The sequence below is a fragment of the Streptomyces sp. NPDC007808 genome, from assembly GCF_042868655.1.
In the GTDB taxonomy this organism is placed as follows: Bacteria; Actinomycetota; Actinomycetes; order Streptomycetales; family Streptomycetaceae; genus Streptomyces.
Window position 1 is genome coordinate 195,778 of sequence record NZ_JBIAEQ010000002.1, and the last position, 20,939, is coordinate 216,716.

Annotated in this window: 18 protein-coding genes; 8 read left to right on the top strand and 10 right to left on the bottom strand. The window is 72.1% G+C overall.

Features of this window, described 5'->3' with window-relative positions:
• Positions 1–24 precede the first annotated feature (24 nt).
• Positions 25–999, bottom strand: a complete 975-nt coding sequence (locus ACFYNL_RS07115) for a carbohydrate kinase family protein (protein WP_388797961.1) — start codon at positions 997–999, stop codon at positions 25–27.
• A 130-nt stretch (positions 1,000–1,129) separates the two neighbouring features.
• Between ACFYNL_RS07115 and ACFYNL_RS07120 the strand changes: the two genes are divergently transcribed.
• Together ACFYNL_RS07120 and ACFYNL_RS07125 are read left to right on the top strand one after the other, a co-directional pair.
• Positions 1,130–1,345 carry a hypothetical protein gene (locus ACFYNL_RS07120; RefSeq protein WP_388797964.1) on the top strand — a complete coding sequence of 72 codons (216 nt, stop codon included), beginning with the start codon at positions 1,130–1,132 and terminating at the stop codon, positions 1,343–1,345.
• Positions 1,346–1,526: 181 nt separating this feature from the next.
• Positions 1,527–3,383 (top strand): hypothetical protein, encoded by a 1,857-nt coding sequence (locus ACFYNL_RS07125; RefSeq protein WP_388797966.1) that lies wholly within the window; start codon positions 1,527–1,529, stop codon positions 3,381–3,383.
• 86 nt (positions 3,384–3,469) lie between these two features.
• Here the strand turns inward: ACFYNL_RS07125 and erpA are convergent, their stop codons facing one another.
• A complete protein-coding gene (erpA, locus tag ACFYNL_RS07130) occupies positions 3,470–3,826 on the bottom strand; it encodes an iron-sulfur cluster insertion protein ErpA (RefSeq protein ID WP_328870798.1) in 357 nt (118 codons plus the stop codon).
• 327 nt (positions 3,827–4,153) lie between these two features.
• On the opposite strand from erpA, the gene nadA reads away from it, so the two are divergent.
• Positions 4,154–5,338 carry a quinolinate synthase NadA gene (gene nadA / locus ACFYNL_RS07135; RefSeq protein WP_048585181.1) on the top strand — a complete coding sequence of 395 codons (1,185 nt, stop codon included), beginning with the start codon at positions 4,154–4,156 and terminating at the stop codon, positions 5,336–5,338.
• Positions 5,339–5,359: 21 nt separating this feature from the next.
• Here nadA and ACFYNL_RS07140 read toward each other — a convergent pair whose 3' ends face one another.
• From ACFYNL_RS07140 to ACFYNL_RS07165, 6 genes are all read right to left on the bottom strand, one after another.
• Positions 5,360–7,384, bottom strand: coding sequence for a PQQ-binding-like beta-propeller repeat protein (locus ACFYNL_RS07140; RefSeq protein ID WP_388797970.1), 2,025 nt, complete (start codon positions 7,382–7,384; stop codon positions 5,360–5,362).
• Positions 7,385–7,730: 346 nt separating this feature from the next.
• Positions 7,731–10,874, bottom strand: a complete 3,144-nt coding sequence (locus ACFYNL_RS07145; RefSeq protein ID WP_388797973.1) for an efflux RND transporter permease subunit — start codon at positions 10,872–10,874, stop codon at positions 7,731–7,733.
• 175 nt (positions 10,875–11,049) lie between these two features.
• Positions 11,050–11,733 (bottom strand): response regulator, encoded by a 684-nt coding sequence (locus ACFYNL_RS07150; RefSeq protein ID WP_388797976.1) that lies wholly within the window; start codon positions 11,731–11,733, stop codon positions 11,050–11,052.
• Between the two features lie 82 nt (positions 11,734–11,815).
• Complete coding sequence (locus ACFYNL_RS07155) at positions 11,816–13,033, bottom strand: sensor histidine kinase (protein WP_388797979.1); 1,218 nt, start codon at positions 13,031–13,033, stop codon at positions 11,816–11,818.
• A 116-nt stretch (positions 13,034–13,149) separates the two neighbouring features.
• Positions 13,150–13,428 (bottom strand): hypothetical protein, encoded by a 279-nt coding sequence (locus ACFYNL_RS07160; RefSeq protein ID WP_388800485.1) that lies wholly within the window; start codon positions 13,426–13,428, stop codon positions 13,150–13,152.
• Positions 13,429–13,469: 41 nt separating this feature from the next.
• Positions 13,470–14,243: a PspA/IM30 family protein gene (locus tag ACFYNL_RS07165; RefSeq protein ID WP_388800488.1), complete on the bottom strand. Its 774-nt coding sequence runs from the start codon at positions 14,241–14,243 to the stop codon at positions 13,470–13,472.
• Between the two features lie 335 nt (positions 14,244–14,578).
• Between ACFYNL_RS07165 and ACFYNL_RS07170 the strand changes: the two genes are divergently transcribed.
• The 3 genes from ACFYNL_RS07170 to ACFYNL_RS07180 all read left to right on the top strand — a co-directional run bounded on the left by ACFYNL_RS07170 (position 14,579) and on the right by ACFYNL_RS07180 (position 17,138).
• Entirely contained in the window at positions 14,579–15,217 is a 639-nt protein-coding gene (locus tag ACFYNL_RS07170) for a DUF3043 domain-containing protein (RefSeq protein WP_388800491.1), read from the top strand.
• 83 nt (positions 15,218–15,300) lie between these two features.
• Complete coding sequence (locus ACFYNL_RS07175; RefSeq protein ID WP_388797982.1) at positions 15,301–16,002, top strand: class I SAM-dependent methyltransferase; 702 nt, start codon at positions 15,301–15,303, stop codon at positions 16,000–16,002.
• Positions 16,003–16,058: 56 nt separating this feature from the next.
• Entirely contained in the window at positions 16,059–17,138 is a 1,080-nt protein-coding gene (locus ACFYNL_RS07180) for a S1C family serine protease (protein WP_388797985.1), read from the top strand.
• Positions 17,139–17,184: 46 nt separating this feature from the next.
• On the opposite strand, the gene ACFYNL_RS07185 is transcribed toward ACFYNL_RS07180, so the two are convergent.
• On the bottom strand, positions 17,185–17,397 hold the full coding sequence (locus tag ACFYNL_RS07185; protein ID WP_388797988.1) for a hypothetical protein: 213 nt from the start codon (positions 17,395–17,397) through the stop codon (positions 17,185–17,187).
• 182 nt (positions 17,398–17,579) lie between these two features.
• Here ACFYNL_RS07185 and ACFYNL_RS07190 point away from each other — a divergent pair, with 182 nt between their 5' ends.
• Complete coding sequence (locus ACFYNL_RS07190) at positions 17,580–18,782, top strand: bifunctional adenosylcobinamide kinase/adenosylcobinamide-phosphate guanylyltransferase (RefSeq protein ID WP_388797990.1); 1,203 nt, start codon at positions 17,580–17,582, stop codon at positions 18,780–18,782.
• Here the strand turns inward: ACFYNL_RS07190 and ACFYNL_RS07195 are convergent.
• A complete protein-coding gene (locus ACFYNL_RS07195) occupies positions 18,771–19,595 on the bottom strand; it encodes a class I SAM-dependent methyltransferase (protein WP_388797993.1) in 825 nt (274 codons plus the stop codon). The genes ACFYNL_RS07190 and ACFYNL_RS07195 overlap by 12 nt on opposite strands.
• A gap of 215 nt (positions 19,596–19,810) precedes the next feature.
• On the opposite strand from ACFYNL_RS07195, the gene cobT reads away from it, so the two are divergent.
• The gene (gene cobT / locus ACFYNL_RS07200; protein ID WP_388797996.1) at positions 19,811–20,926 is read left to right on the top strand and encodes a nicotinate-nucleotide--dimethylbenzimidazole phosphoribosyltransferase; all 1,116 of its coding nucleotides are present in this window, start codon (positions 19,811–19,813) and stop codon (positions 20,924–20,926) included.
• The last annotated feature ends 13 nt before the right edge of the window (positions 20,927–20,939 follow it).

The following is a 20,939-nucleotide window of genomic DNA, read 5'->3' on the forward strand; positions in this document are numbered from 1 at the left end:
TCGGACGCGTAGGCGCACCCGGCCTCAGTCGAGGTGCTTGCGCACCTCGTCGGCGGCGGCGTCCCCGTACGCCTTCGCCAGCCGCTCCATGAAGTGCACCCGCCGCAGCTGGTACTCCTGCGTCCCCACGGTCTCGATGACGAGCGTCGCCAGCATGCATCCGACCTGCGCGGCCCGCTCCAGGGACAGACCCCACGCCACCCCCGACAGGAACCCGGCGCGGAAGGCGTCGCCGACGCCCGTGGGGTCGGTCTTGCTCTCCTCGTCGGGGCAGCCGACCTCGACGGGGTCCTGACCGGTCCGCTCGATGCGCACGCCGCGCGAGCCGAGGGTCGTGATCCGGTGGCCGACCTTGGACAGGATCTCCTCGTCGGTCCAGCCGGTCTTGGACTCGATCAGGCCCTTCTCGTACTCGTTGGAGAAGAGGTACGTCGCCCCCTCCAGCAGGATCCGGATCTCCTCGCCCTTCATACGGGCGATCTGCTGGGAGAAGTCCGCGGCGAAGGGAATCCCTCGGGAGCGGCACTCCTCGGTGTGGCGGAGCATCGCCTCGGGGTCGTCGGCACCGATGAGGACCAGGTCGAGGCCGCCCACGCGGTCCGCGACGGTCTTGAGCTCGATCAGGCGGGCCTCGCTCATCGCGCCGGTGTAGAAGGAGCCGATCTGGTTGTGGTCGGCGTCGGTGGTGCAGACGAAGCGGGCGGTGTGCAGGGTCTCGGAGATACGGACCGAGCCGGTGTCCACGCCGTGCCGGTCCAGCCAGGACCGGTAGTCGTCGAAGTCGGAGCCCGCGGCGCCGACCAGGATCGGCTTCGTGCCCAGCTGACCCATGCCGAAGGCGATGTTCGCGCCGACGCCGCCCCGGCGTACGTCCAGGTTGTCGACCAGGAAGGAGAGCGAGACCGTGTGCAACTGGTCCGCTACGAACTGGTCGGCGAAGCGGCCGGGGAAGGTCATGAGATGGTCGGTGGCGATGGAGCCGGTGACTGCGATGCGCACGGCGTGGAGTCTCCTGCGGGGAGGTGGAATTGACAGTCCACGCTACCGTTCGTGACCGGGACTCTGAAGCGGACGAAACTACCCGATAGTAGATCTTTCTTCGCACGCTTCGTCGTGTCTACGGTGCCCTATGACGAAATTCGAGGTCCACGCCCCCGCTTCCGCTCCCGCCGACCCTGAGGTCGGTCTCGCGTCGCTGCTCGGAGACTGCGCGCGGATGGCGCCCCACTGGGCCGCTCCCGACCGTGTCCTTTCCCGTCCGGTCTCCCCGTCACTCATCCACGGGGTCACCGTGCCGTCGAAGTCGGCGCGGCTGCTGGACGCCATGTCGGACTACGGCGACTGACCGGCGGACCGTTCGAAATCCGGTTCCCCGATCGGCGCCCTTCGGGGAACCGTGCGCTCCCCCGCTGCGTCCCATCGCTGTCCCCCGTAAAGGGGATGCGGGATACGACCCGGCGGACCGACCTTTTTGACAGGGTCTGGTCAGGGTCATGGGACATGCGCGCAGCCGAAGGAGCGATGCGGTGAACACCGAGCGACCCGAGAACGACGACACGGGCGCCGACGCCTCCGCCGAGGAGCAGGACGCCCGGCAGGAGGAGGGCGCCGCCGGCACCGAGGCTCCCGGTGCCGGGGAGAGCGGCACGCCCGTTCCCGACGCCGAGGACGAGGGTGCCGCCGTGGCCGGGAGCGGGCCGGATGCCGAGGCCGGGGCGGACGCGGAGCGCGAGCGCGACGCCGACAAAGCCGGGGGCGAGGGCGAGGCGGTCGGCTCCGGTGCCGACGCCGTTGCCGCCGACGCCGGTGAGCGGGCCGGTGCCGACGCCGTTGCCGCCGACGCCGGTGAGCGGGCCGGTGCCGACGAGGCACCGGATGCCACTCCGGATCCGGAAGAGGGCGAGCCCGCCGGACCGGCGCGCCGGCGCTCCCCCGCCGTCATCGCCTCCGTCGCCGCCGCCGTCCTGCTCGTCGGTGGTGGTGGGGCGTTCCTGGCCGCGAACGTGTCCGGGGGGCCGGACGGCGGTACGACGTCCTCGGCGCCCGGCGGCGACACTCCCCCGCCGCTCCGGCTCGACGGCTACACCGAGGGCGACACGGGCGGCATCGCGCCTGGGGAGCCCAACCCGTACGGCGTGACCTACGAGGCCGCCGGCGAGCTGCCCGACGGGCCCGGCTCGGCGCCGGTGTACCGGGCCGGCGGCGAGGTCGGCGAGGACGAGGTGGCGCGGCTGGCCGAGGCGCTCGGGGTGGACGGGACGCCCGTGGCGCAGGGGGATGCCTGGCGGATCGGCGCGCAGGACGGGGCGGGGCCCAGTCTGCAGGTGAACAGGCAGGCGCCGGGGACCTGGACGTTCTACCGGCACTCTCCCGGGACCGACGACTGCCGGAGCACCACCGTCTGCCACAAGGACCTCCGCACCGCGGACGCCGACCCGGTCGACGAGGAGACCGCGAAGCGGGCGGCCGCTCCGGTGCTGGCGGCCGTGGGTCAGGGTGACGCGAAGCGCGACGCGAGCCAGGTGATGGGCGCCCAGCGGGTGGTCAACGCGAACCCCGTGGTCGGTGGCCTGCCCACCTACGGCTGGACGACCGGCGTGACCGTGGGTGCCGACGGCTCGGTGGTCGGCGGGAGCGGCCAGTTGAAGGCGCCGGTGAAGGGGGACACGTATCCCGTGCTGGACGCCGGGAAGACGCTCGGGCTGATGAACGCGGCGCCGGGGACCGACCGCCGTGCGGGCATCGGGGGCTGTGCCAGTCCCGCCCCGCTGAAGGACCGGCCGGAGGCGCCGTGTGGGGCCGAGGCGTCGACGGGTGCGCCGGCGAAGGACGTCCTCACGGTCGAGAAGGCGGTGTTCGGGCTGGCCGCGCACCATGTGGACGCCCGGCAGGCGCTGGTGCCGTCGTGGCTGTTCGAGGTGCGGGCGCCGGGCGCGCGGGACAGCTTCACGGTCACGTATCCGGCGATCGACCCGGAGTACCTGGCTTCGAGCACACCCGCGCAGACGCCGCCCGAGCAGCCGAGCCCGCGGCCGACCGGGCCGAAGGACGAGCCGACCTCGGAACCCGTCACACGGAACGTGACGGTGGACGGTTACACGGCCGACGGCCGGGAGCTGACCGTGGCCTTCACGGGCGGTGTGTGCGCCGACTACGAGGTGACCGCGAGCGAGAGCGACGACCGGGTGACGGTCCGGGTGACCGAGACCTCGCGGCCGGACACGATCTGCATCCAGGTCGCGAAGGTGTTCCACCGGACCGTGCGGCTGGACGAGCCGCTCGGCGACCGCGAGGTCGTGGGCACGGACGGCCAGGCGCTCCCGCTGGAGAAGCCGGGGAGCGTGCTTCCGGACGCGCCGCGGACGTCCGGGGCCGCCCGGTAGGGGCCCGGACAAGGAAAGGCGGCGGCCCCGTCGGAGGGGGTCGCCGCCTTTTCCGTGTCCCGGCGCGCCGATCCGGCGCGGCGGGCTCAGCTGAAGGAGTCGCCGCAGGCGCAGGAGCCGGTCGCGTTCGGGTTGTCGATCGTGAAGCCCTGCTTCTCGATGGTGTCGACGAAGTCGATGGTGGCACCGCCCAGGTACGGGGCGCTCATGCGGTCGGTGACGACCTTCACACCGTCGAAGTCCTTCTCCACGTCACCGTCGAGGGAACGCTCGTCGAAGAAGAGCTGGTAGCGCAGGCCGGAGCAGCCACCCGGCTGGACGGCCACACGCAGGGCGAGGTCTTCACGGCCTTCCTGGTCGAGCAGGGCCTTGACCTTGGACGCGGCGGCGTCGGTCAGGACGATGCCGTCGGTGACGGTGCTGGTCTCGTCCGATACGGACATCTACATCTCTCCCGGGTTGTACGGAGACTGCTTGCCGACGGTTGCAACCGGCGGGGCCGCGGATTCATTCCGGGCCGGGCGCTTGTCTTTCGGTTTCTCTTCATGCTCGCACACGGCGTGCGAAGCGGAAAACGCCTCTTTGGGGAATACGCCTACCCTTCGCCGGGATTCACGTCACATCGACATGATGGCCATCGTCAAAGTGACGTGAACCAGTTATGATAGATAGCGTCAAATCGACGAGAAGTCGATGAAGGTGTCCCGCATGACCCGCCGGGTCCGGTCGTTCCGGTCCCGGCGAGCCGCAGAACAGAAAGGGTGCGTGTCGTGACCACCGCCCAGACCCAGGAGCTCGACGTACAGCCGACGCCCCTCGCCCTGCTGCTGCTCGGCCGCGAGGCCGACCCGCGGAGCGAGCGCGGTGTCGAGTGCCCCGGTGACCTGCCGTCGCCGTCCGACCCGGACCTGGTCGAGCGCGCCCGCGCGGCCAAGGCGAAGCTCGGGAACAAGGTCTTCGTGCTCGGCCACCACTACCAGCGCGACGAGGTCATCCAGTTCGCGGATGTCACCGGCGACTCCTTCAAGCTGGCCCGGGACGCGGCCGCGCGCCCGGAGGCCGAGTACATCGTGTTCTGCGGCGTGCACTTCATGGCGGAGTCGGCGGACATCCTCACGTCCGACGACCAGAAGGTCGTCCTGCCCGACCTCGCCGCCGGCTGCTCGATGGCCGACATGGCGACCGCCGAGCAGGTCGCCGAGTGCTGGGACGTGCTCACCGAGGCAGGGATAGCCGAGCAGGTCGTCCCCGTCTCGTACATGAACTCGTCCGCCGACATCAAGGCCTTCACGGGCAAGCACGGCGGCACGATCTGCACCTCCTCGAACGCCAAGCGCGCCCTGGACTGGGCCTTCGAGCAGGGTGAGAAGGTCCTGTTCCTGCCCGACCAGCACCTCGGGCGCAACACCGCCGTGCGGGACATGGGCATGTCCCTGGAGGACTGCGTCGTCTACAACCCGCACAAGCCGAACGGCGGGCTGACGGCCGACGAGCTGCGCGCCGCGAAGATGATCCTGTGGCGCGGCCACTGCTCGGTGCACGGCCGCTTCAGCCTGGACTCGGTGAACGACGTGCGCGAGCGCATCCCGGGTGTGAACGTCCTCGTCCACCCCGAGTGCAAGCACGAGGTCGTGGCGGCGGCGGACTACGTCGGCTCGACGGAGTACATCATCAAGGCCCTGGAGGCCGCCCCGGCCGGCTCCAAGTGGGCCATCGGCACGGAACTGAACCTGGTGCGGCGGCTGGCGAACCGTTTCGCGCCGGAGGGCAAGGAGATCGTCTTCCTCGACAAGACGGTCTGCTTCTGCTCGACCATGAACCGCATCGACCTCCCCCACCTGGTCTGGGCCCTGGAGTCCCTGGCCGAGGGCAACCTCGTCAACCGGATCGAGGTCGACAAGGAGACCGAGGCGTTCGCCAAGCTGGCGCTGGAGCGGATGCTGGCGCTGCCGTAAGCCCCGCCGTGCCCCTGAAGCTCACCCCGGCACGGGTTTCCGGTCGGGGTGAGCGGGGTCGAGGCTGAAGACGGTGCCGTCGGGAGTGGCCACCACCAGGGCGCCCTCCAGGAGCCGCACGTTGGTGGCGGACCAGCCGGAGCCGTTGCGTTCGGCACGCGGCAGGGTCTCCCACAGCAGCGTGCCCTTGCGCGCGTCGAGAGCCCCCACCCGGCCGCTCTCACTGACCAGGTACACGGCCCTCGTCCGTGGGTCGTAGGTCGCCTCGGACGGTTGCTCCAGGCTGGTCGGGGTCTGCCACAGCTGCTCGCCGGTACGCGCCGACACGGCGGTCACCCGTCCGCTGGAGGTGGCGAACCACAGCGTGCCGTTCGCCAGCGCCACTTCCCCGACCTGCTTCTCCGCCAGCCGGGTGGTGCTGCTCGCACCCGTCTTCGGGTCCACGAGCCGAATCCGGGCATACGGCGCGTCCTCGCCCAGGAGCATGCTGCCCTCCTCGTCCTGCGTCATGTCCAGGAAGAGGAGCCGGCCGTCGAAGGTGCCGAGGAGGCCGGACTGGCTCGGCACGGTGAACCGGCGAGTGGAGCCGTCGGCCCGGTCCACCGCCAGGACCAGCGAGTCGGCGGGCTCCTCCGCCTCCGGGCTGCACTGCAGGTACAGGCCCTCACCGGCCTCCGTGAAGCCGCAGAAGTACTGCGGGGGCAGCTGTGCCGTCCAGCGCGCCGCGCCGGTACGCGGCGAGCGGGCCGTCACGGAGCTGCCGCCGCTGTCCGGGAGCACGACGACGTCGCCCGAGAGGATCACGTCGGACCAGTCGTCGTTCACCGCGCGCTGCCAGAGCCGCTTGCCGGTCCCGGCGTCGTAGGCGACGACACTGGTCGTGCTGTCGCCGGGGCCGTCGGGGTGGAAGAGCTGCTGCACCAGCACCGCGTCGTCCCGGACGCCGAGCAGCGTGAAGTCGTACGAGCCCTTGCCGTCGCCGTACCGCACCGGCTCGGCGCGCCAGACGGTCGCGCCCGTCCGGCCGTCCAGGCGTACGGGCAGGATCCCGTCGCCCGCGCAGTAGACGGCGCCCTCGTCCACCCGGCAGTCCGGCCCGCCGCCGATCGCGCCGCCGTCCGTCCGCGGTGCCTTGCGCACTCCGTGCGCGGCGGTCTCGAAGAGGGTCGACTGCCACGGCTTCCAACCGGTGGGCGGCGCCGCCCACCGGGACGCCGCCGACGACGGGGGGCGGCTCGGCTCGTGGTCGGTCTCCGTCCCCTTCGCCCCCAGGGCCAGGTAGGCCGTCACCCCCAGGGCGACGGCGCCGAGCGTGCCGGTCGCCGCCAGCAGCGGGCGGACACGACGACGCAGGCGGGAACGCGTGGTCTCCCCCGGGTCGGCGAGGGTCGCGGGGCGGGTGCCCGCGGTGGTCGGGACGTCGTCCATGCGCAGGGTCACGGTGGCCTGATCGCCGTCCGTCGGCTCGGGCAGGGCGGTCGCGAACTCCCGCGCCAGTTCGTCCAGTCCGGGCCGGCTCGCGGCGTCCTTGGCCAGGCAGCGCTCCAGGAGGCCGCGCAGGGGATGGCCCAGCCCGTCCAGCACGGGTTCGTGGTGCACGACCCGGTAGGCGGTCAGGTACGGGCTGTCGGCGTCGAAGGGCCCACGCCCGGTGACGGCGTAGACCAGCAGGGCCCCGAGCGAGAAGACGTCCGAGGCGGGGCCGACCGTGCGGGCGTCGGTGAGCTGTTCCGGGGACATGAAGGGCGGGGTGCCGATCATCTGGCCGGTCTCGGTCAGGGTGTTGTGGTTCTCGGCGGCCCGGGAGATGCCGAAGTCGATGACGCGGGGGCCGTCGTCGGCCATCAGGACGTTGGCGGGCTTGAGGTCCCGGTGCACCACGCCGGCCCGGTGGATGTCGCGCAGGGCCTCCACCAACCCCAGCGCCAGCCGCCGCAGTTCGCTCTCGCGCAGTGCGCCTCGGTCGCGGATCCGCTGGGCGAGGGAGGGGCCGGGCACGTACTGGGTGGCCATCCAGGGCCGTACCGCCTCGGGGTCGGCGTCCACCACCGGTGCGGTGAAGGCGCGCTCACCTTGCGGACGGCCTCGATCTCCTGCCGGAAGCGGGCACGGAAGACCGGGTCCTCGGCGTACTGGGCGTGCACCACCTTGACGGCGACCTCACGGCCGGAACGCGATCTGCCCCGGTACACGGCGCCCATGCCACCGGCACCGAGCCGGTCGAGCAGCTTGTACCCGCCGACCGACCTGGGGTCGTCCTTGCGCAGCGGCACGCCCGGCTTTCCTCCCCCGTGCGACAGTTCGAGGACTCAGGATACGTAACGGGGAAACGGCCGAGGCCGGGTACCGAACCGTCGGGGGTTCGGTACCCGGCCTCCTTGGGACGGGACGGTCACACGGACGCGGGCTCCGGCTCGTCCGAGGACGAGGACGAGGACGTGGCCGAGGAGTCGTCCGGCGTACCGGTCTTCTTGGCGCGCTTCGCCGCCCGCTTCTTCGCCCGGCGCTCCTTGCGGAGCTCCACCATCGCGTAGAGCGTCGGGACGAGGAGCAGGGTCAGCATCGTGGACGTGATCAGACCGCCGATGACCACCACCGCCAGCGGCTGGGCGATGAAGCCGCCCTCGCCGGTGACTCCCAGGGCCATGGGCAGCAGGGCGAAGATCGTCGCCAGCGCGGTCATCAGGATGGGCCGCAGCCGGTGGCGGCCGCCCTCGACGACCGCCTCCACGACACCGTAGCCCTGGCTGCGGTACTGGTTGATCAGGTCGATCAGCACGATCGCGTTCGTCACCACGATGCCGATCAGCATCAGCATGCCGATCATCGCGGGGACGCCCATCGGCGTGCCGGTCGCCACCAGCAGGCCGATCGCACCGGTCGCCGCGAACGGGATCGACACCAGCAGGATCAGCGGCTGGACCAGCGAGCGGAACGTCGCCACCAGCAGCATGAAGACGATCGCGATCGCCGCCAGCATCGCCAGGCCCAGGTTGGCGAACGCCTCGTCCTGGTCCTCGGACACCCCGCCGATCTGCGCGGTGGCGCCCGCCGGGAGCGTCAGCCCGTTGATCTCGGCCTGGAGCTCCGCGCTGACCGCGCCGGTGTTGTCGCCGGTCGGCTTGGCGGTGATCGTGGCGGCGCGTCGGCCGTCGATACGGGTCATCGAGACGGGGCCGTCGACCAGCTTCACGTCCGCGATGTCGCCCAGCTTCACCGGGCCGAGGCGCAGGTTCCGCAGTTGCTTCAGCGTCCCGGCCGGCTTCGCCGACTTGATGACGATGTCGCGCTCGGTGTCGTCGAGGGTCGCCTGGGCCGCCGTGGTGCCGCGGACCGCCTGGGCGACGGCCATGCCGAGCGTCCGGTCGTCGAAGCCCGCCGCGGCCGCCTTGTCGTTGGCCTTCACCGAGATGCGCGGCACGCTCTGCGCCAGGTCGCTGGTGACGTCCGTGACGTCGTCCAGGCCGGCCACCGCCTTGCGGACCTCCTCGGAAGCCGCGCGCAGCACGTTCGCGTCGGCCGCCTTCACGACCACGCTCAGGTCCTGGGCGCCGAAGCCGTCACCGGCGGCGACGGTGGTCGTACCGATGCCGTCGAGCTTCTTCAGACCCGTCTCGATGCGGTCCTGCACGTCCTCGTACGACGCCGAGTCCTCCAGCATCACCTGGTACGACGCCTGGTTGGTGTCGGTGCCGCCGCCGAAGGCCGCCATGAACCCGGACGAGCCGACGGTGACCTGGTAGTCCTTGACCCCCTTGATGCCGGCGAGCAGCTTCTCGACCCGCCGGGCCTGCGCGTCGGTCGCCGCCAGGCTGGTGCCCGGCTTCAACTCCTGCTTGACGGTGAGGACTTCCTGCTCGCCCTGGTCGAAGAAGTTCGTCTTCAGCAGCGGGGCCATGCCGAAGGTGCCCACGAGGACGACGATCGCCAGCAGCACGCTGGTCAGCCGCCGGCGGGTAGCGAAGCGCAGCACGGGGACGTAGAAGCGCTGCAGCCTGCTCCTCGCCTCCTTCTCCTGCGCCGCCCGACGCGCTTCCTCGGCGTCCTCGGGCGTGCCCTTCGGGGCGCGCAGGAACCAGTACGACAGCACCGGTACGACGGTCAGCGAGACCAGCAGCGACGCCAGCAGCGCGGCCGTGACCGTGAGGCTGAACGAGCCGAACAACTCGCCCACCATGCCGCCGACCAGGCCGATCGGCAGGAAGACGGCGACCGTGGTGAGAGTGGAGGAGGTGACCGCTCCGGCGACCTCGCGGACCGCCTTGAGGATGGCCTCCTGGCGCTCCTCGCCGTAACCGAGGTGCCGCTTGATGTTCTCCAGGACCACGATCGAGTCGTCGACGACCCGGCCGATGGCGATGGTGAGCGCGCCGAGCGTCAGCATGTTCAAGGAGAGGTCCCTGGTCCACAGCACGATCAGCGCGAGGACCACCGACAGCGGGATCGACACCGCGGTCACCAGCGTCGAGCGGATCGACGCGAGGAAGACCAGGATGACCAGGACCGCGAAGAGCAGGCCGAGCGCGCCCTCCGTGGTCAGCCCGTCGATGGACTTCTCGACCGCGGGCCCCTGGTCGCTGACCACGGTGAGCGTGGCGCCCGGGCCGAGGTCCGCGCGCAGCTCCGGGAGCTTGTCCCGTACCGCGTGCGAGATCGCGACGGCGCTGCCGTCGCGGTCCATGGTGACGGCGACCGCGAGCGACGGCTTGCCGTCCGTGCGCGTGAGGGAGTCGGCCGGGGCCTGCTCCTGTTCGACACCGGCCACGTCACCGAGGCGTACGGGCTTGTCGGCGCCCTCGCCGGTGACCATGAGGTTCTCGATCTGCTCCAGCGAGGTGAAGCCGCCGCCCACCCGGACCGTGCGGTTGCTGCCGTCCTCGTCGAACGAGCCGGCCGGGACGGTGGCGCCGCCGGCCTGCAGGGCCTCGGAGAGGGCGGCCGACGTCAGGCCCGCCTTCGCCAGCTCCGCTTCGTCCGGCGTGACGGTGACCTGCAGGTCCCGTACGCCGTCGACGGTGACCTGGCCGACGCCGTCGATGTCCTTCAGGTCCGGTACGAGGGACCGGTCGATGCGGTCGGCCAGGGCCTGCTGGTCCTGGCCGGAGGTGACGGCGAGGACGACGGTCGGGATGTCGTCGGTGGAACCGGCGATCACCTGCGGGTCCACATCGTCCGGAAGCTGGGCGCGGGCGCGGTTGACGGCCTGCTGGACGTCCGCGACGAGCTGCCGGGTGCCGGGGCCGTAGTCGAAGGACGCCATGATCAGGGCGTTGCCCTCGCTGGCCGTCGCGGTGACGCCCGTGATGCCGTCGACGGCTTCGAGGCTGTCCTCGATGGGCTCGACGACCTGCTTCTCGACCACGTCGGGCGAGGCGCCCTGGTACGGGGCGAGCACCGACACCATGGGCAGTTCGATGGAGGGCAGCAGTTGCTGCTTGAGTTGAGGTATCGCGATCGCCCCGAAGGCCAGGGCGATGATCGAGATCAGGCCTATCAGGGCACGTTGGGCGAGGCTGAATCTGGACAGCCAGGACATGCGTCAGGGTCTCTCTTCTGTGAGCGGCAGAAGGGCAGGAGGCGTCCGTGGACACGGATGTGTCACAGATGAGCGCCGCCCTTACACCCTGAGCCATGCAGCACCCCGGTTTCCTAGGCCCCAGGTCCATTTCCTTATACGGCGCATACTCCGGGCGCAGTACGCCGCTTCGAGGTCACTCCACCCTTGGACGTACCAGGCCCGACTCGTAGGCGATCACCACGAGCTGGGCCCGGTCGCGGGCGCCGAGCTTGGACATGGCCCGGTTGACGTGCGTCTTCACGGTCAGTGGGCTGACCTCCAGACGTTCGGCGATCTCGTCGTTGGAGTGCCCGCCGGCCACTTGGACCAGCACCTCGCGCTCCCGGACGGTGAGGGCGTCGAGCCGCTCGGAGCGGGCGGGGTCGCGGTCGCCGTCCGCGCTGCCGCCCTGGGCGAGGAAGCGGGCGATCAGGCCCTTGGTGGCAGCCGGGGAGAGCAGGGCCTCGCCACCGGCCGCGATACGGATGGCGCTCAGCAGTTCGTCCGGCTCGGAGCCCTTGCCGAGAAAGCCGGAGGCGCCGGCGCGCAGGGACTGCACGACGTAGTCGTCGACCTCGAAGGTGGTCAGGATGACGACGCGGACATGGGCGAGAGCGGGGTCCGCGCTGATCATGCGGGTGGCGGCGAGGCCGTCGGTGCCGGGCATCCGGATGTCCATCAGCACGACGTCCGCCCGCTCCTGCCCGGCCAGCCGCACCGCCTCGGCCCCGTCGGACGCCTCGCCGACGACCTCCATGTCGGGCTCGGAGTCCACGAGCACGCGGAAGGCACTGCGCAGCAGGGCCTGGTCGTCGGCGAGCAGGACGCGGATGGTCATGCGGGGTCCTCCCCGAGGCACGAGGTGGGCGGCTTGGCGTCACGTGAACTCCCACGGGGTGCCGGTGAGTTCCGCGGCTCGCTCATACGGTGCTTTCCGCGGCGCCGGCGCGGCCCTCGACCGGCAGGATCGCGTGGACGCGGAAGCCGCCGCCGTAGCGGGGGCCGGTGGTGAGGGTGCCGCGCAGGGCGGTGACGCGCTCACGCATGCCGAGCAGGCCGTGGCCGCCGCCGTCGGGGGCGGCGTCGTCGCCGGTGCCGTCGTCGAGGACGGTGATCTCGATGTTGGGGCCCACACGGACGACGCTGACCTCGGCCTTGGCCTCCGCACCCGCGTGCTTCCGCACGTTGGTGAGGGCTTCCTGGATCACGCGGTAGGCGGCGAGGTCGACGGCGGCGGGGAGCGTGGTGCCCTGGTCCGCGCGGGCGACCTCGACCTGGAGGCCCGCACTGCGGAAGGTGCCGGTGAGTTCGTCGAGGCGGTCGAGGCCGGGCGCGGGCTCGGTGGGGGCCTCCGGTTCGCCGGACTGCCGGAGCAGGCCGACGGTGGCACGCAGTTCGTTGAGCGCGGAGCGGCTGGCCTCGCGTACGTGGGCGAGGGCCTCCTTGGCCTGGTCGGGCCGTTTGTCCATGACATGGGCGGCGACGCCGGCCTGGACGTTGACGAGGGCGATGTGGTGGGCGACGACGTCGTGCAGGTCCCGGGCGATGCGCAGGCGCTCCTCGGCGACCCGGCGGCGGGCCTCCTCCTCGCGGGTGCGCTCGGCTCGTTCGGCGCGTTCGCGGATGGCGGCGACGACGGCGCGGCGGCTGCGGACCGCGTCGCCGGCGGTGGCGCCGATACCGGTCCAGGCGAAGATGGCGAGGTTCTCCTGGGCGTACCAGGGCAGGGGGCCGGCGAGCATGGCGGAGCCGGTCAGCACGGTCATGGTGAGCAGGCCGACGCGCCAGGTGGTGGGGCGGTCGGTGGTCGAGGCGACGGTGTACAGGGCGATGACCGCCGACATCGCGACGGGGGCGCGGGGGTCGCCGGTGACGGACTCGACGAGGGAGACGGTGCAGGTCAGGGCGAGGACCGTCATGGGGGCGCGGCGGCGCAGGACCAGGGCCGCGGCACCGAGGACGATGAGGACGAGGCTGAGTGCGTCGGGGGTGCGCAGGCCCCAGCTGACGCCGCTCTTCCCGTGCGGGTCCACGAACGAGCCGGCCACCATGCAGGCCAGGACGGCGACCGCCAGCGCCGCGTCCAGCGCCATGGGGTGCGCCTTGAGGTGCCGCCGGGCGCGGTCGAGGATGCTCACGCTTGCTTACGGTACGGCGTGCCCGCGGAGCCCGGTACGGGGGCCGACCGGAGTCGGCACCGCATGGCCTGTGCCCGGGGAGTCAGCACCCCGGGGCGCGTGCCCCCGAGCCGTCCTCAACCCGGGATCAGCCCGTCGTCACTCAGCAGCTCCCGGACCTCCTCCAGGGTCGCGTCCGGGGAGGGCAGGATCAGTTCGGACGGTTCCAGGGAGTCGTCGGGCAGGGGGTCGCCCAGTTCGCGGACCTTGGCGAGGAGGGCGGCGAGGGTGCGGCGGAAGCCGGGGCCGTCGCCGTTCTCCATCTCGCGCAGCAGCTCGTCGTCGAGCTTGTTCAGCTCGGGCAGGTGGCTGTCGGACAGCTTCACCTGCCCCTCACCCATGATCCGGACGATCATGTCGCCCATCTCGCCCTCCTCGGCGTGGGCCCCGCCGTCGGCTACTGCTTGTCGAAGCGCGGGGTGTCCTGCGGCTGGTGCTGGGACTGCTGCTGGGCGCCGTTGCCGCCTTCGATGGCCTGCTGGTCGGCCGCCGGGCCTCCCGCCAGCTCCGCCTTCATCCGCTGCAGTTCCAGCTCTACATCCGTACCACCGGAGAGCCGGTCCAGCTCGGCCTGGATGTCGTCCTTGTGCATGCCGGACTGGTCGTCCAGGGCACCGGAGGCGAGGAGTTCGTCGATGGCGCCGGCGCGGGCCTGGAGCTGTGCCGTCTTGTCCTCGGCGCGCTGGATCGCCAGGCCGACGTCGCCCATCTCCTCGGAGATGCCGGAGAAGGCCTCGCCGATGCGGGTCTGGGCCTGGGCCGCCGTGTAGGTGGCCTTGATGGTCTCCTTCTTGGTGCGGAAGGCGTCGACCTTCGCCTGCAGGCGCTGGGCCGCGAGGGTGAGCTTCTCCTCCTCGCCCTGCAGCGTCGCGTGCTGGGTCTCCAGGTCGGTCACCTGCTGCTGGAGGGCGGCGCGGCGGGACAGCGCCTCGCGGGCCAGGTCCTCGCGGCCCAGCGCGAGCGCCTTGCGGCCCTGGTCCTCCAGCTTCGACGACTGCTGCTGGAGTTGGTTGAGCTGGAGTTCCAGGCGCTTGCGCGACGTGGCGACGTCGGCGACGCCACGACGGACCTTCTGGAGCAGCTCCAGCTGCTTCTGGTACGAGTAATCGAGGGTCTCGCGCGGGTCCTCGGCCCGGTCAAGGGCCTTGTTCGCCTTCGCGCGGAAGATCATCCCCATACGCTTCATGACACCGCTCATGGGCTTCGCGCGCCCCCTTCTGACGTCCAGCTCCAGCTCTGCGACAGAACCCACAGTACGGGCCCTGCATCCATTGACGCACTGTTCGGGGACGGATGCGCTCATCCCCAAGGACGACTGCTGACGTTCCCACTCCGGCGTAAGGAGTAGGTGACTCCCGGGTGGGTCAGCAGTGGGCCCATGGGTGAGCTCGCGGTGTCCACCCGGTGCCGCCCGTGTGCCTTTCCCGTGACCGTCGGACGGACCGTCTGCAACGTCCTCTCTGTCCCCCTACGACGACTGGTGTTGCCGGATCGTTCCCGGCCGGGCTGGGGTCCAACCCCCGCCACCCCGTACCCTTGGGTTTTGTGTTCCGTAGCCGTGCCAAGGAAGAGAAGGCCCAGGCCGCCGACAAGGCGCTGGTGACCGACTCCACTCAGACCCGTCACCCCGAGGCCCCGAAGGGCCGCCCCACGCCCAAGCGCAGTGCGGCCCAGTCGCAGCGTCGCAGCGTGGCCAACACGTCGATGACGCGCAAGGAGGCCGCCAAGCGCCAGCGCGAGGAGCGCCGGGCCGCCCTGGAGAAGCAGCGCCAGGCGCTGGCCGGGGGCGACGAGCGGTACCTGCCGGCCCGTGACAAGGGCCCGGTCCGCAGGTTCGCCCGTGACTTCATCGACTCGCGCTTCAACGTCGCGGAGTTCTTCCTGCCGATGGCCGTGATCATCCTGGTGCTGAGCATGGTCCGGGTCGCGTCGCTGCAGAACATCGCGCTGCTGCTGTGGCTCGTCGTGATCGTGCTGATCGTGCTCGACTCGGTCGTCACCGGCTTCCGCCTGAAGAAGCGGCTCGCCGAGCGCTTCCCCGACGACAACAAGCGCGGCGCGGTCGCCTACGCGCTGATGCGCTCCCTGCAGATGCGCCGGCTCCGGCTGCCGAAGCCTCAGGTCAAGCGCGGAGAGCGGCCCTGAGCACGACCGCTTTTTCCGGGGGTGCGGCCGATGCCTGGCTGAGCAAGCTGGGCGGGCTGCGTGATGTCGTACGACAGGAGCTGGTGGCCCGGCAGCTCGACGAGCAGATAGCCGGGCGGTTCCCGGTCGGGCAGCGGCTGCGGGTGCTCGACGTGGGGATGGGCCAGGGCACCCAGGCGCTCCGGCTGGCCAGGGCCGGGCACCAGGTGACCGGCGTCGAGCAGGACGCGAAGATGATCGCGACGGCCCGTGAGGAGCTCGCGGGCGAACCGGAGGGGATCCGGGAGCGGGTCCGTATCGTCCAGGGGGACGGACGGGACACCGGCGTGCACTTCCTGCCGGGCAGCTTCGACGTCGTGCTCTGCCACGGTGTGCTGATGTACATCGAGGAGCCCGATCCGCTGCTGGCCGGACTGGCCCGGATGCTCGCCCCGGGCGGACTGCTGTCGCTGCTCGTGCGCAACGGCGACGCGCTGGCCATGCGGCCGGGGCTGGCCGCGGACTGGGCCGGTGCGCTGGCCGCCTTCGACACCACCGCCTACCGGAACCGACTGGGGCTCGACGTACGGGCGGACCGGCTCGCCGAGCTGACGGCGACGCTCGCGGGGATCGGGGCGCCGCTGCACGCCTGGTACGGCGTGCGGGTGTTCACCGACACCGCGGCGGACGGGGCGCAGGCCCCCGCGGACGTGGAGACGTTGCTGGCGGTGGAGGAGCGGGCCGGGAAGACGGACCCGTATCGGGGCGTCGCCGCGTTGCTGCATCTGTGCGGGGTGCGCGGCTGAGCTCGTTCGGGTGAGCAGCGCAGGCCGACACCGGTCGGCGAAGCGAGACTCGGGGCATGGATGCTCGCCGTTTCCGCGCCCCGCGCGCGGTCGCCGCCCTGCTGTGCTGCCTGGGTCTGCTGTCGGGCTGCTCGCACTCCTCGACCTCGCACTCGGGCGAGAAGGAGGACTCGACGGCGCGGGCCGCGCGGGCCGCGGCGCCCGGGCGGGCGGTCGACGATCTGCAGAACGGCTACCTGAAGGTGATCGAGGACGTACTTCCGTCGGTCGTGCAGATCCAGGCCCGGACCGATCTGGGCTCCGGCGTGGTCTACGACGGTCAGGGGCACATCGTCACCAACGCGCATGTCGTCGGCACGGAGGACAGCTTCCGGGTGACGACCGCCAACAGCGAGGACACCCTCACCGCACGGCTCGTCTTCTCGTATCCGCAGCAGGACCTCGCCGTGATCAAGCTGGACAAGGCGCCGAAGGGGCTGAAGGCGGCGCGGTTCGGGGACTCGGCGAAGGTCGAGGTCGGGCAGATCGTGCTCGCCATGGGTTCGCCGCTCGGGCTGTCGTCCAGCGTGACGCAGGGCATCGTCTCGGCGACCGGACGGACCGTCACCGAGAGCCGTGACAACGGCGGTACGGGCGCGACGATCCCCAACATGGTGCAGACGTCGGCCGCCATCAACCCCGGCAACAGCGGCGGGGCCCTGGTGAACCTCGACGGCCGGGTCATCGGCATCCCGACCCTCGCGGCGACCGAACCCGGTGCGGGGCATGGCGCGGCGCCCGGCATCGGGTTCGCGATCCCGGCGTCGACCGTGCGGACCGTCGCCGACCAGATCGTGAAGGACGGCAAGGTCACCGAGACGGGCCGGGCGGCGCTCGGCATCACGGGCCGTACGGTCGTGAACGACGACTACGAGGTCGCGGGCGTCGCCGTCGTCGAGGTGACGGCGGGCGGGGCGGCCGACAAGGCCGGACTCGAACCCGGGGACGTCATCACCCGGCTCGGTGACACGGACATCACCACCATCACCTCACTCGCCCAGGAGCTGGCCTCCGACCGGCCGGGTGAGCGGACGACGGTGACGTACACCCGCGACGGCGACGAGAAGACGGTGGACGTGACGTTGGGTGAGCAGTGAGGGGGCGGTCGGGTGAGGGCCCGGTCGCCCCCACCCCGCCCGTCGGCTACGACGCGTCGGCGTGCAGGCTCATCGGCCCGTAGATCTCCGCGGAGTCCTCGAAGAGCCGCACCTGGTCCGCGCCGCCCTCCTGGAGGGCCTTCCAGTGCTCTCCGATCCAGGACTCGGCATCGCCCTGGGTGGTGAACTCCTCGGGCTGCACCGCGGGCTGGACCTCCGCCCCGTCGGCCTTCTCGAACCGCCACGTCCATGCCGCCATGTACGCCTCCCAGGTGTCAGCACGTGCAGTAGGGAAGCCGGTTCGGGTCCGGCTCCCGCCCTGAGCGTATGTGCTCCCTCAGCTGCGCCGTAAACAGAGCGCGCGTTCGGTTCACCTGCTCCGGTGCGCCCACGAGGACCCTCGGGCGCGCAAGATCAGTGGCGACCGGCGAAAATCGGTCCGTGGAACTGACTCTGCTCGGCACCGGTGCCCCCGCGGGACTCCCCCGCCCCGACTGTCCCTGCGCGGCCTGTGCGAGCGCGCTCGGTGATGACGCGCGGGCCGCGACCGCCCTGCTCGTGGACGGAACGCTGCTGCTCGATCTGACGCCGGGAGCGGCGTTCGCGGCTGCTCGGGCGGGGCGTTCGCTCAGTGGTGTACGGCAGGTGCTGCTGTCCCACCCGCACGACGGACCCGCCGTCGAGGTGCCGGCGGGGCTGCCGCAGCCCGGCCGGGTGCCGGACGGACGGGAGTTGACGCTGCTGACGGGACATCGGGTGCGGGCGGTGGCGATGGACTCTCCCGGCACCGGGTACGCGGTGACCGGGCCGGACGGGCAGCGGCTGCTGTATCTGCCGCCGGGGGGCTCGCCGGCCGGGCTGGAGGAGGGGGCGGTCGGGATGTACGACATGGTGGTCGCCGATGTCGTGAGACGGCCGGACGCCCTGGCCAGGCTGCGGGCGGTGGGCGCGGTCGGGCCGACGACGGATGTGGTCGCCGTCCATCTGGACCATGACGTGCCGCCGGGGTCCGAACTGCGGCGGCGGTTGGCCGCGGCGGGGGCGCGGGCGGTGCCGGACGGCGAGACGCTGGTGGTGGGGGCGTACGAGGACGTGCCGGACGTGCCCCGGCGGACCCTGGTGCTGGGCGGAGCCCGGTCGGGGAAGTCGGTGGAGGCGGAACGGCGGCTGGAGTCCTTCCCCGAGGTGCTGTATGTGGCGACCGGGGGCAGCCGGGCCGGGGACACGGAGTGGGCGACGCGGGTCGCCACGCACCGGGAGCGGCGGCCGGGGTCGTGGCGGACGGCCGAGACCTGTGATCTGGTGCCGCTGCTGGCCGGGGACGGGGCGCCGCTGCTCATCGACTGTCTGTCCCTGTGGCTGACGGACGCGATGGACTCGGCCGGCGCGTGGGACGACGCGGTGTGGGCGGAGAGCGGCGAGCGGGTGCTGCGGGAGCGGGTGCGGGAGTTGACGGACGCGGTGCGGGCCACCCGGCGGACCGTGGTCGCGGTGTCCAACGAGGTGGGCTCGGGGATCGTCCCGGCGACGGCGTCGGGACGCCGCTACCGGGACGAGCTGGGACGGCTGAACGCGGCGTTCGCCGGGGAGTGCGAGCAGGTGGTGCTGGTGGTCGCGGGGCAGGCGCTGGTGCTACGCGGGTGAGGCCGGCGCCGCCGGCTCCTTGCGGGCGATGACGCGGTACGCGTTCGCGAGCGGCGTGCGGCGCAGTACGGGCGCCAGGAGCAGGTCGAGGGCCCAGGCCGCGGCGATCAGGGGGGCGCCCAGCACCGCCAGGTAGGGGGAGACCAGGCCGCTGAGCACCCGTGAGGTCGTGACCGCGAAGTCGTACGGGGTGTGCGGGGTGCGGTCGATCGTGACGATCGCGCAGCCCTGGGAGCGGAGTTCCTCGCAGAGCGTGGCCAGGGGCAGCAGGTGGAGATGGCCGGGGCGGCTGTGCGGGGTCCACCAGGCGCCGAGCAGCAGGGCGAACGCGCCGCGCGGGTTGGGGAGTTCGAGGACCAGGTGGCCGCCGGGGCGCAGGACCGCGAGGGCGGCCCGGAGTTCGGCGCGGGGGTCCGGGGCGTGCTCCAGGTGGCGGAACATGCTGACGACGTCGTAACGGGTGCGCAGCCGGGTCGTGACGCGGGGGTCCGTCAGCCGGCCGACGTAGGCCTCCTCCACGCGCTCGGCCACGCGGGCGTGCAGGACGCGGTCGGTCGGGTCCAGGCCGTCGAACGCCGTGTACGGGAAGAATTCCCTGGCGGCCTCAGGGAAGCGGGCGTCGCCCGTGCCCACGTCCAGCCAGCTCTCCGGCTCACCGAGAGGCAGTGCCGCGCGGGCGGCGGCTCTCAGACGGCTGGCGGGCGCCTGCCGCGCGAGCCACAGGTACCGGGGGACGTAGGTGTGTTCCCGGCACGGGGCGAGAGTGAACGCGCAGGCGGCGTGGCGGCGTTGGGCGGGTGCGGTCGCGGTCATGGTGGCTCCCGGGCGCGAGGACGTACGACGGGGGCGTACGGCGGGGCGGACGGCGGGACGGTGCGAGCATGCCCCGACAATCCACTGCAAAACGGAACGTATGGGATGGCGATCTTGGGTGCAACGACGTCACGCCGACGCGGCGGTGCCGTGGCGGAGCCAGGGGTGGCCATGGGGCGCCGTTCTGTTCGACCGGTGCCGGTACTGTTCGGCGAATGAGCTCGCTTAATCTCGACGACTTCTCCGAACTGATCGAGCGTCCCGACAGTGGGGTGCGCCGTGACGCCGAGGCACGCCGTGAGCGTCAGGTCGTGCCGCCCGGAGCGCTGGGCCGCCTCGACGAACTGGGTGAGTGGCTGGCGGCGGCGCAGTCCGCCGTGCCGGTGCGGCCGATCGAACAGCCGCGGGTCGTGCTGTTCGCCGGGGACCACGGCATCGCCGAGCTGGGCGTCTCGGCGCGGCCGGCGGGCGGTGCCGGGGAGTTGGTGCGGGAGATCCTTGAGGGCGGCCGGCCGGTGTCCGTGCTCGCGCGGCGGCTCGGGGTCGGGGTGCGGGTCGTCGACATGGGCCTGGACTGCGACCCGCAGACGCTGCCGGAGGCGGTGGTGCGGCACCGGGTGCGGCGCGGCAGCGGGCGTATCGACATCGAGGACGCGCTGACGCCGGAGGAGGCGGAGGCCGCCTTCCGGGCCGGGATGGCGGTGGCCGACGAGGAGGCCGACTCCGGTACGGATCTGGTGGTGCTCGGCGATGTGAGCGTCGGCGGGACGACGGCGGCCGGGGTGCTGGTCGCCGCGCTGTGCGGGACCGACGCCTCCGTGGTCACCGGTCGGGGCGGGCTGGCCATCGACGACCTGGTGTGGATGCGCAAGTGCGCGGCGATCCGGGACGCCCTGCGCCGGGCGCGGCCCGTGCTCGGCGACCAGCTGCAGCTGCTCGCGACGGTGGGCGGCGCCGATCTCGCCGCGATCACCGGGTTCCTGCTCCAGTGCGCGGTGCGCAAGATGCCGGTCGTGCTGGACGGGGTCGTGGTCGCCGCCTGTGCGCTGGTGGGGCAGCGGATCGCGTTCCGGGCGCCGGACTGGTGGCTGGCCGCGCACGACAGCGGGGAGCCGGGCCAGGCCAAGGCACTGGACCGGATGGCGTTGGAGCCTCTGCTCGACCAGGGCGTGCGGGTCGGCGAAGGCGCCGGGGGCCTGCTGGCCCTGCCCACGGTGATGGCCGCCGCCGCACTGGCCGCCGAACTCCCGGAACAGCCGCTGGAGCCGGAGACGCCGGTGGAAGCGGAGAAGCCCGCGGAAGCGGTGGTCGAGGAGCCGGGGGCCGAGTAGGGGCCGCGCGCGG